Origin of the sequence: Pseudomonas promysalinigenes (assembly GCF_014269025.2) — a bacterium.
Lineage (GTDB): Bacteria > Pseudomonadota > Gammaproteobacteria > Pseudomonadales > Pseudomonadaceae > Aquipseudomonas > Aquipseudomonas promysalinigenes.
This window is the reverse complement of record NZ_CP077094.1, coordinates 1657551-1668929: the sequence shown is the minus strand read 5'-3', so window position 1 is coordinate 1668929 and position 11379 is coordinate 1657551. Positions and strand designations below refer to the sequence as shown.

General features: G+C 62.6%; 6 protein-coding genes. 3 read left to right on the top strand and 3 right to left on the bottom strand.

Annotation, left to right across the window (positions count from 1 at the left end):
* Window positions 1–23 precede the first annotated feature (23 nt).
* On the bottom strand, window positions 24–1010 hold the full coding sequence (locus HU725_RS07690; protein ID WP_186476902.1) for an FAD:protein FMN transferase: 987 nt from the start codon (window positions 1008–1010) through the stop codon (window positions 24–26).
* A 180-nt stretch (window positions 1011–1190) separates the two neighbouring features.
* Window positions 1191–2654 carry a glyceraldehyde-3-phosphate dehydrogenase gene (locus HU725_RS07685; protein ID WP_060476662.1) on the bottom strand — a complete coding sequence of 488 codons (1464 nt, stop codon included), beginning with the start codon at window positions 2652–2654 and terminating at the stop codon, window positions 1191–1193.
* 168 nt (window positions 2655–2822) lie between these two features.
* Between HU725_RS07685 and mfd the strand changes: the two genes are divergently transcribed.
* From mfd to HU725_RS07670, 3 genes are read left to right on the top strand one after another with little or no spacing between them, the layout of a single operon-like run.
* Window positions 2823–6272: a transcription-repair coupling factor gene (gene mfd / locus HU725_RS07680; protein ID WP_186476739.1), complete on the top strand. Its 3450-nt coding sequence runs from the start codon at window positions 2823–2825 to the stop codon at window positions 6270–6272.
* 9 nt (window positions 6273–6281) lie between these two features.
* Entirely contained in the window at window positions 6282–6854 is a 573-nt protein-coding gene (locus HU725_RS07675; protein WP_060476661.1) for a CsiV family protein, read from the top strand.
* 4 nt (window positions 6855–6858) lie between these two features.
* Window positions 6859–10167, top strand: coding sequence for a DEAD/DEAH box helicase (locus HU725_RS07670; RefSeq protein WP_186476738.1), 3309 nt, complete (start codon window positions 6859–6861; stop codon window positions 10165–10167).
* Between the two features lie 66 nt (window positions 10168–10233).
* Here the strand turns inward: HU725_RS07670 and nagZ are convergent, their stop codons facing one another.
* Window positions 10234–11232: a beta-N-acetylhexosaminidase gene (gene nagZ / locus HU725_RS07665; RefSeq protein WP_186476901.1), complete on the bottom strand. Its 999-nt coding sequence runs from the start codon at window positions 11230–11232 to the stop codon at window positions 10234–10236.
* Window positions 11233–11379: the final 147 nt, after the last annotated feature.

Genomic DNA, 11379 nt, shown 5'->3' with positions numbered 1-11379 from the left:
GCCGATCATCCCTGCCAACGCTTTCAATCGCCTTTCACCGCCCGCTCGAATGCAGGCGTCGCACGGGAGACGAAACCACCCTCGGCCCGAGTCACCAAAACCGCAGCCAGATCCTGGGCCAAGGCAAAACGCCAACCACGCTCGGGCCCCAGGACCAACAGCAAGGTCGAATAACCATCGGCCACGAGCGCCGAGGCAGCGAGCACCGTGACCGACGCAAGGTCATGCTCGACCGGGCGCCCCAGCCTGGCGTCGAAGGTATGCGAATAGCGCCGGCCATTCTGCTGGAAATAGTGGCGATAGTCACCCGAGGTCGAGACTCCCAGGCCATCGACCGATATGATCTGGCGGTCTTCGCCGGGCGGTTCCAGTACGACGCGCCAGCGCTTACCGTCGGGCTTGCGACCTACCGCTTTCAGCTCGCCGGTGACCTGGGCGACGAAACTGTTTATCCCCATTGCCCCCAGGCGTTCGGCGATCAGATCAACCGCTAGGCCTGCGGCAATAGCGTTGAAGTCCAGCTGCACAGGGGCGTCCTTGCACAATGCCCGGCCTTCTTCGCGCAGGTGGCGGTAGCCAATGCGCTGCTGGACCTGGGCGCTGGCTTGTGGGTCAGGCACCTGCTCATGGTGAGCGCGAGGGCCGAACCCCCATAGCTCGAGCAGTGGCGCGACAGTGAGGTCGAACGCTCCGTCACTGATTTTGGCCAAGTGCTGGCCGAAGCCGACCAGTTCGAGCATGTCGGCCGGCAAGGCCATGCATTGGCGGCCAGGCAACTGGTTGAAACGGCTGACCGTGGAGTCGCTGCGATAGGTCGAATAGTGCTGATCGACCTGCTCAAGAAGGGTTTCGACGGCACTCTGAACCTGGATCGACGCCGGGCCACCAGGCTCACGCACGTACTGGATGCTATAGCTACTGCCCATGGTCGGGCCGCTCAGGCGCTCCACGGTCGGCCCCTGATTGCAGGCGGTCAGAAGCATCAAGATCAACAGTGAAAGGGTGCGCAACATTCGGGCTCTCTATTGCCTGTACTGGCCTAACCGTGGGCAAGCCTGCTTGCACACACCTCACTGACAGCCCTGGCTTGATGGAGATCCTGGGGAACCGGCCGGAACAGGGAATAAAATGCCGAGCAAAAAAAAACGGGAACCCAAAGGTTCCCGTTTTTTCACGCCCTTACAAGCGGATCAGCGTGGAAACGCTGGCGGGTTCACACCCGACATGTCTTCCATCACACGCACGACCTGGCAGCTGTAACCAAACTCGTTGTCGTACCACACGTACAGAACAACGCGATTGTCATTGGCAATGGTCGCCTCGGCATCGACGACGCCCGCGTGGCGGGAACCGACGAAGTCGGTCGAAACCACTTCCTGGGAGCTGACGTAGTCGATCTGCTTGTGCAGCTCAGAGTGCATGGCGGTCTGGCGCAGGTACTCGTTGATCTCGTCGCGGGTGGTCGGCTTCTCAAGGTTCAGGTTGAGAATGGCCATCGAAACGTTCGGCGTCGGCACACGAATGGCGTTGCCGGTCAGCTTGCCCTTGAGCACAGGCAGCGCCTTGGCGGCGGCAGTGGCGGCGCCGGTTTCGGTGATGACCATGTTCAGCGGCGCGGCGCGGCCACGACGGCTACCTTTGTGGAAGTTGTCGATCAGGTTCTGGTCGTTGGTGAACGAGTGAACGGTTTCGACATGGCCGTTGACGATGCCGTACTGATCGTTGATGGCCTTGAGCACCGGAACGATGGCGTTCGTGGTGCAGGACGCAGCCGAGATGATCTTGTCATCGGCCGTGATATCGCCATGGTTGATGCCGTGCACGATGTTCTTCAGCGCGCCCTTGCCAGGTGCGGTGAGGATCACGCGGGCAGCACCCGGGCAGGCCAAGTGTTGGCCGAGGCCGTCTGCATCACGCCACACGCCGGTGTTGTCGACGATCAGCGCGTTTTCGATGCCGTACTGGGTGTAGTCGACTTCGCTCGGGCTCTTGGCGTAGATGATCTGGATCAGGTTGCCGTTGGCAGTGATGGTGTTGTTGGCTTCGTCGATGGTGATGGTGCCATCGAACGGGCCATGTACCGAGTCACGGCGCAGCAGGCTGGCCCGCTTGACCAGGTCGTTCTCGGCGCCTTTGCGCACCACGATTGCGCGCAGACGCAGACCGTCGCCACCACCGGTCTTCTCGATCAGGATGCGCGCCAGCAGGCGGCCGATGCGGCCAAAACCGTACAGCACGACGTCGGTACCTTTGCGGGCCGAAGCGTTCTGCTGGCCCACCACCTCGGCCAGTTCTTCACGGACGAACTGCTCGGCAGTGCGGCCGTTGCCTTCCTGCTTGAACTTGTTGGCCAGCTTGCCCAGGTCGACCGAAGCGGCGCCCAGTTTCAGCTCGCTCATGGCCTTGAGCAGGGGGAATGTCTCGTGTACGGACAGTTCGGTCTCGTCGGTTTGACGGTGACGCGCAAAGCGGTGGGCTTTGAGGATCGAGATAACCGAACGGTTGATCAGGCTGCGGCCATAGATCGAGCTCACCACGTTGTTGTTGCGGTAGAGCTGACCGATAAGCGGGATCATCGCTTCAGCGAGCGCTTCACGATCGATCCACTCACCAAGACACTGGTCGGGCTTCTGAGTCACGGGAACCTTCCACATGTAGGGACAGAAAAAAGGGGCTACATTATGACGCCCCAGCGCGTAACCGGCAATGAGCGCCTGTCGCCGATGGCAAAGCCTGCTGTTGATGGCCTACGGAGCCTGACAGCCGCCACCGCCACCGGTACAATCGACCTCTTTGCCGCAACGCTTGGAGTGCGATCTCCCGTGTCAGTTCTGCGCCTACCGCAAATGTCGGCCACGGCCGGCAAACAAACCTGGGGCAACCTGCCCGGGGCCGCCCTTAGCCTGGCCATCGCCGAAGCCGCCAGCAGCGCTGGCCGTTTCACCCTGCTACTGACCGCCGACAGCCAGGCGGCCGACAGGCTGGAGCAGGAGCTACGCTTCTTCGCCCCGGACCTGCCGGTTTTGCCGTTCCCCGACTGGGAAACCCTGCCTTACGACCTTTTCTCGCCGCACCAGGACATCATTTCCCAGCGCATCGCCAGCCTGTACCGGCTGCCGGAACTGAGCCACGGCATCCTGGTAGTGCCGATCACCACTGCCCTGCACCGCTTGGCGCCGACCCGCTTCCTGCTGGGCAGCAGCCTGGTGCTGGATGTTGGCCAGACCATCGACGTCGAGCAGATGCGCACGCGGCTGGAGGCCACAGGCTACCGCTGCGTGGATACGGTCTACGAGCACGGTGAGTTCGCCGTGCGCGGGGCGCTGATCGATCTGTTCCCGATGGGCAGCAAGCTGCCTTATCGCATCGACCTGTTCGATGACGAGATCGAAACCCTGCGCACCTTCGATCCGGAGACCCAACGTTCGATCGACAAGGTCGACTCGATCCGCCTGCTGCCGGCGCGCGAGTTCCCGATGCAGAAAGAAGAGGTCACCCGCTTCAAGGCGCGTTTTCGCGAGCGCTTCGATGTGGACTTTCGCCGCAGCGCGATTTTCCAGGACCTGGCCAGCGGCATCATCCCGGCCGGCATCGAGTACTACCTTCCGCTGTTCTTCGAAGAAACCTCGACCCTTTTCGACTATCTGCCCACCGACACTCAAGTGTTCTCGCTGCCGGGTGTGGAACAGGCCGCCGAGCACTTCTGGAACGATGTGCGCGGGCGCTATGAAGAGCGTCGAGGTGACCTGACTCGCCCATTGCTGCCACCGGCCGAGCTGTTCCTGCCCGTGGAAGACTGTTTCGCCCAACTCAAGCAGTGGCCGCGGGTGGTGGTCAGTGGCGACGACATCGAACCGGGTGCCGGGCGCGAACGCTTCCCGGCGCGGGCCTTGCCCAACCTGGCCATTGAGGCCAAGGCCAACCAGCCGCTGGCGGCGCTGGCAGCGTTTCTCGACCAGTTCAGCGGCCGCGTGCTGTTTACCGCTGAGTCGGCAGGCCGGCGCGAAGTGCTGCTGGAACTGCTCGAACGCCTCAAGGTGCGCCCGCAGTCGGTCGACAGCTGGACCGACTTCATCACCGGCAGCGAGCGCCTGGCGATCACCATTGCGCCACTGGACGATGGGCTGGTGCTGGACGACCCGGCCATTGCCCTGGTAGCCGAAAGCCCACTGTTCGGCCAACGCGTCATGCAGCGCCGGCGCCGTGAAAAACGCGGCGAGGCGGCCAACGACGCGGTCATCAAGAACCTCACAGAACTGCGTGAAGGCGCGCCGGTGGTGCACATCGACCACGGTGTGGGCCGCTACCTGGGCCTGGCTACGCTGGAAATCGACGGCCAGGCCGCCGAGTTCCTCACTCTGGAGTATGCCGAGGGCGCCAAGCTGTATGTGCCAGTGGCCAACTTGCATCTTATCGCCCGCTACACCGGCAGCGATGATGCCCTGGCGCCGCTGCACCGATTGGGTTCCGAGGCCTGGCAGAAAGCCAAGCGCAAGGCCGCCGAACAGGTGCGCGACGTGGCCGCCGAGTTGCTCGACATCTACGCCCGCCGCGCCGCGCGCAAGGGTTACGCCTTTGCCGACCCAGCCGCCGACTACGCCACCTTCAGCGCAGGTTTCCCGTTTGAGGAGACCCCCGACCAGCAAGCGGCCATCGAGGCGGTGCGGGCCGATATGCTGGCGCCCAAGCCGATGGATCGGCTGGTGTGCGGCGACGTCGGTTTCGGCAAGACCGAAGTGGCCATGCGCGCTGCTTTCATCGCAGTACACAGTGATCGCCAAGTGGCGGTACTGGTGCCAACCACCCTGCTCGCCCAACAGCACTACAACAGCTTCCGTGACCGCTTCGCCGAATGGCCGGTTAAGGTCGAAGTGATGAGCCGCTTCAAGTCGGCCAAAGAAGTGGCTGCAGCCGCCGCGGACCTTGCCGAAGGCAAGATCGACATCCTGATCGGCACCCACAAGCTGCTGCAGGATGATGTGCGCTTCAAGGACCTGGGCCTTGCGATCATCGATGAGGAACACCGCTTTGGTGTGCGCCAGAAAGAACAGCTCAAGGCCCTGCGCAGCGAAGTGGACATTCTTACCCTGACCGCCACGCCCATTCCGCGCACGCTGAACATGGCAGTGGCGGGCATGCGCGACCTGTCGATCATCGCCACGCCACCAGCACGGCGCCTGTCGGTGCGCACCTTCGTCATGGAACAGAACAAGAGCACGGTCAAGGAAGCCCTGCTGCGTGAGTTGCTGCGCGGTGGCCAGGTGTATTACCTGCACAACGATGTGAAAACCATCGAAAAATGCGCCGCCGACCTGGCCGAACTGGTGCCAGAGGCGCGAATCGGCGTCGGCCACGGGCAGATGCGCGAGCGCGAACTGGAACAGGTGATGAGCGATTTCTACCACAAGCGCTTCAACGTGCTGATCGCCTCGACCATCATCGAAACCGGCATCGACGTGCCCAGCGCCAACACGATCGTCATTGAGCGCGCCGACAAGTTCGGCCTGGCCCAGTTGCACCAGTTGCGCGGCCGGGTCGGTCGCAGCCACCACCAGGCCTACGCCTACCTGCTCACCCCACAGCGGCAGAAGATCAGCGCCGACGCCGAAAAGCGCCTGGAGGCCATCGCCAACACCCAGGACCTGGGCGCAGGCTTCGTGCTGGCGACCAACGACCTGGAGATTCGTGGTGCTGGCGAGCTGCTCGGCGAAGGTCAGAGTGGGCAGATCCAGGCCGTCGGTTTCACCCTCTACATGGAAATGCTCGAGCGCGCGGTCAAGGCCATCCGCAAGGGCACCCAGCCCAACCTCGAACAACCCCTGGGCGGTGGGCCGGAGATCAATCTGCGCCTGCCGGCGCTGATTCCCGAAGACTACCTGCCTGATGTGCACGCGCGGCTGATCCTCTACAAGCGCATCGCTTCGGCGGCCGACGAAGAAGGCCTGAAGGATCTGCAGGTAGAAATGATCGACCGCTTCGGCCTGCTGCCTGAGCCGACCAAGAACCTGATGCGCCTGACTCAGCTGAAGCTGCAGGCAGAAGCGCTGGGCATCAAGAAGGTCGACGCAGGCCCCAACGGCGGCAAGATCGAGTTCGAGGCCGAGACCCCGGTCGACCCACTGACCCTGATCAAGCTGATCCAGAGCCAGCCCAAACGTTACAAATTCGAAGGCGCCACGCAGTTCCGCTTCCTGGTCCCGATGGAACGCCCAGACGAACGCTTCAACACCCTGGAGGCGCTGTTCGAGCGCCTGACTCCACAGCCTGCATAAGGAAGATCCATGCGTGCCATCCGTTGCCTGACCCTGCTGCTGGCGCTGTTCGCGCCAGGGGCCTTCGCCGAAGGGATGTATCAGGTAGAAATGATGCTGGTGCGGCAGAACAACGTGCCTGCCTTCACCAGCCCCTTCGCCCCGGAGGATTGGAGCGCAGGCGCCCCACGCCTGGCCAAGGACGCCGAACGCCCACCTGCGCTCAAGGACGAAGCCACTCGCCTGCAAGCCACTGCCGACTATACCGTGCTGCTGCACAAGGCTTGGCAGCAAGCAGTGGGCAGCGAACCAAGCCGCGTTGCCTTGGGCGACGGTGCAGAGCAGTTCGGGCACTTCCCCATCGAAGGCAACCTGACCATCACCCAAGGGCGCTTCATTGCCGTGGCTGCTAACCTCTGGGTCAACCAGCTCGACAGTAACGGCAATGTGCTGCAGAGCGAGCAATTCAAGCAGAGCAACAGCACCATCAAAGGCGGTCAGCTGACCTTCCTTGATGGCGGCCACCTGGCGCTGCTGCTGAAAATCACGCCGCCGGGTACGCCGAAAATGCCCGCGATGGATCCGGAGATGATGGAGCAGTGACCTCATGAGCCGCGCCGCTCTGCAATTGCTGCACGAGTATCCGAATTGGGTCCAGTCGTTCTCCGAAGCGGTACTGCAACGCGGCGCGCGCTACGCCCAAGAGGGCCGTGTCAAAATCGAACAATGCAGTGGCCCGCTCATCGAGGCCAGTTGCAGCGGCAGCGGGAATAGCCAGTACCGCCAGAAAATCACCCTCACCGCTATTGCTGGGCGTTGTCATGTACGTGGCCAATGCAGCTGCCCGGTGGGGCAAAACTGCAAGCATTGCGCGGCGGCCCTGTTGGTTCTAGGCGAGTCTGACGCCATAGCCCGGCATGACGATAACGCACTGCCTGCCAATTTGCAGCACTGGCTCAACAGCCTCGAGCCCCCCAACCAGGCGTCTGGCGATGCACCCGACAAGCGCGGGCGCATGGTCTGCTACCAGATTGTCTTGAGCGATGAGCCGGGTTGCGCCGTGCGGGTGCGTAAAGGCATACGCGAAGAACAAGGCCTGCGCTTTAGCCGTGTGCAGTCACTTTACGAATTGCTTTACAACCCTCCAAGTTTCGTGAAGGGAGAAGACCTGCGCATTCTGCGCTTGCTTTCGGCGCTCAACCAGAATGGCAACCAAGAGCGGGGTTACTCGCTCAAGGGCCAGGAAGGCGGCGAGCTGTTCCAGCGCATGCTGGATACCGAACGGCTGCTCTGCCTCGATAACATGCCGCTGCTGCGCGAAGGCACCACGCTGACGGCGGAATTTCGCTGGGTGCGCTTGGAAAATGGCTACTATCGAGGGGTCTGGTATCACGGCCAAACCCCGCTCAACTGCGTGATTGCGCTTGTGCCGCTGTACTACCTGGACATCATCAACGGCGAAGTTGGCAAGCTCGAACACAATCTCGATCCGCACATCGCTCTGCAACTGACCATCGCTCCTGATATCCCGGAACACCTCGTCGTGCCACTCAGCCACAAGCTCAATGCCTTGAACCACCAACTGCCCACCCCGACCACACTGAGCGAACAATGGGTCGACGACCTGCAACCCCGGCCCCACCTGACGCTGGGCAGCCTGGAATTCAGCGCCTACATGCCCAAGACCGGCCGCATGCAACGGCAGATGCAACACCGCGCCGCGCTGGCATTCGACTACGATGGGTTGCGCGCCACGGGCAACGATGACAAGCCACTGACTCGACTGGTCGCGGCCACCAGCCAGCGCATCCGCCGCCAGCCCCAGGCCGAGCAGGCCATACGCAAGGTGCTGCGTGACCTGGGCTTCAAACCTGCCACCCGCCAGAGCAAGGCCTTACCCGACAGCGCGGGTGAAATGTTGCAACTGCCCGACGACGAAGCCTGGCTGCGCTTCGCCCGCGACGGTTTGCCACGCCTACGCGAGGCGGGCTGGGAGATCGATATACACCGCGACTTCGCCTTCAACCTGCAGGAGGTGGACGACTGGTACGCCAGTATCGACGAAGCGCCTGGCCACGAATGGTTCGACCTGGAGCTGGGGATCGTGGTCGAAGGCCAGCGCCACAGCCTATTGCCGATCGTGCTGCAGTTGCTGCGAAACAATCCTGAGCTGTTGCGCCCTAGCGAGCTGGCGCGGCGCAGCGACGACGAACACCTGCTGATCGACCTCAATCGCGGGCGCCTGGACAGCCCAGCGTTACGCGTCGCGCTGCCCTACGGCCGCATCAAGGCTGTCATGGGCACCTTGGGTGAGCTTTATCTACACGAGGACGCGGTCGGCCCAACCCTACGCCTGGACCGCGCCGATGCCGCACGCCTGAACGACATCGATCACCTGCCCCTGCACTGGGAGGGCGGCGCCCACGTACGCGATCTCGGTCGGCGCCTTCGTGATGCCCGCGACCTGCAGGTCGAAGTGCCGAGCGGGCTCAAGGCCAGCCTGCGCCCTTACCAGCAGCAAGGTCTGAACTGGCTTCAGGCGCTACGTGAAATGGGCACCGGCGGCATCCTTGGCGATGACATGGGGCTCGGCAAGACGCTGCAGACTCTGGCCCACCTGCTGCTGGAAAAACAGTCAGGGCGCTTGAACGCCCCGGCACTGGCGGTGATGCCTACCAGCCTGGTGCCTAACTGGCTGGACGAAGCCAAGCGCTTTGCTCCAAACCTTCGCGTGCTAGCCCTGCACGGCCCCGGCCGCAGTAAGCATTTCGCCAAGCTGCATGAGTACGACCTGATATTGACGACCTACGCCTTGGTTCCTCGGGACCTTGAGCAACTGCGCGCGCAAGCCTGGCATGTGCTGGTGCTGGACGAGGCGCAGAACATCAAGAGCAGTACCAGCAAGGCCGCCCAGGCCGTGTGTGAACTGCAGGCCAACCAGCGCTTGTGCCTGACTGGCACACCAATGGAAAACAACCTGGGCGAACTGTGGTCGATCTTCAACTTCCTGATGCCTGGTTGGCTGGGCGACGTGAAGCGCTTCAACCAGGATTACCGTAACCCAATCGAACGCCACGCCGACACCGAACGCCTGGCGCACTTGGCCAACCGAGTGCGGCCTTTCCTGCTGCGCCGTACCAAGGAGCAAGTGGCCACCGAGCTGCCAGCCAAGACCGAGATGGTGCACTGGGTCGATCTCAGTGATGCCCAGCGCGACACTTACGAAGCGGTGCGCGTTGCCATGGACAAAAAAGTCCGCGACGAAATCGCGCGCAATGGCGCATCGCGCAGCCAGATCGTGATCCTCGATGCTCTGCTCAAACTGCGCCAGGTATGCTGCGACCTGCGGCTGGTCAAAGGTGTCGAGACAAAGGGCAACCAAGCCGACAAAGGTAAACTTGGTGCGTTACTGGAGATGCTTGATGAGCTTCTGAGTGAGGGCCGTCGGGTGCTGCTGTTCTCACAGTTCACCTCCATGCTGGCGCTTATCGAGCAAGAACTCGATAAGCGCAAAATCCGCTATAGCTTGCTTACCGGCGAAACCCGCGACCGGCGTACTCCAGTGCAGCAATTCCAGCAAGGTGAAAGCGAGGTGTTCCTGATCAGCCTCAAGGCCGGTGGAGTGGGGCTGAACCTTACCAGGGCCGACACCGTGATCCACTTCGACCCGTGGTGGAACCCAGCCAGCGAGAACCAGGCGACTGACCGCGCCTACCGTATCGGTCAGGACAAGCCGGTGTTCGTCTTCAAGCTGATTACCCGAGGCACGGTGGAAGAAAAGATCCAGGCGCTGCAGCAAGAAAAGGCCTCACTGGCGGCGAGCCTGCTCGATGGTGGCCAGGCGGGGCATTGGCGTCTGGGCGATGAAGAAATCGAGGCACTGTTTGCCCCGCTGCCCGGCAAGCGGGGCCGCTAGGCCCGCTACAACGCCTGCCGACCTAGGCAGATGACCCCGCTAGGGCAGGCCCGCTTTGAGCATCGATCAATCAACCAGCTGCGCATCTCTCAAGACACCCAACGCCTCAAGCCAACGCGGCTGCTGGCGATAATCGGTGCGGGCAAAACCACGCCCGCGCATCTGCGCGATGCGCGGCGACGGCTTGACCTTCAAACGCTGCGCCGCGGTCAGTGCCAACTCGGCCGCCGCCCGATCATTGCACACCAGGCCCATGTCGCAACCGGCGCTCAGAGCCGCCTCGATACGGCTGGCAGCATCACCCACCACGTGCGCGCCAGCCATGGACAGATCGTCACTGAAAATGACCCCCTCAAAGCCCAGCTCGCCGCGCAGGATGCCCTGCAGCCAGCGCCGCGAGAACCCTGCCGGCTGGTTGTCTACCTGCGGATAGATGACATGCGCAGGCATCACAGCAGCCAACTGTCCGCTTAGCCGAGAGAATGGCACCAGATCGGCTTGGCGCAACTGATCCAGGCTGCGCTCGTCGACCGGGATCGCCACGTGCGAATCGGCCTCAGCCCAACCATGCCCAGGGAAATGCTTGCCACAGGCTGCCATGCCCGCAGCGTTCATGCCGCGGATGAATGCGCCAGCCAACTGCGTAGCACGCAGCGGATCGCCCTCGAATGCACGGCTGCCAACCACCGCGCTGCGCTGATGATCCAGGTCCAGCACTGGGGCGAAGCTTAAATCCAGACCAACAGCCAACACCTCGGTCGCCATCAACCAACCGCACTGCTCGGCCAAATACTCGGCATTGGCATTATCAGCAATGGCGCGCATCGCAGGCAGGCGCACGAAGCCCTGGCGCAGACGCTGTACACGCCCGCCCTCCTGATCGACCGCAAGTATCAGGTCAGGGCGGATGGCGCGGATCGAAGCGCAAAGCTCGCGCACTTGGCGAGGGCTGTCGATGTTGCGGGCGAAGATGATCAGGCCGGCCACTTGCGGCTGGCGCAGGAGCATGCGGTCCTCGGCAGTCAGCCACTTACCGGCGATATCTACCATTAGAGAGCCTTGCAGGCTGGCAGTCATGGGCAATCCTTAATTACGAGAACAAAGACACTGGACGCGCCTTGCAAAGGATGCAAGGCCGGACCAGTCAGGCGCACGCATACAGCCCTTGGGCAAAGCCGCAAAAGCACTGTCAGACGATGGGGTACGTGCAGC

Coding starts and splice junctions, on each gene's coding strand:
- HU725_RS07675 (WP_060476661.1), top strand. CDS start 6,282: ATGCGTGCCATCCGTTGCCTGACCCTGCTGCTGGCGCTGTTCGCGCCA.
- HU725_RS07685 (WP_060476662.1), bottom strand. CDS start 2,654: ATGTGGAAGGTTCCCGTGACTCAGAAGCCCGACCAGTGTCTTGGTGAG.
- HU725_RS07670 (WP_186476738.1), top strand. CDS start 6,859: ATGAGCCGCGCCGCTCTGCAATTGCTGCACGAGTATCCGAATTGGGTC.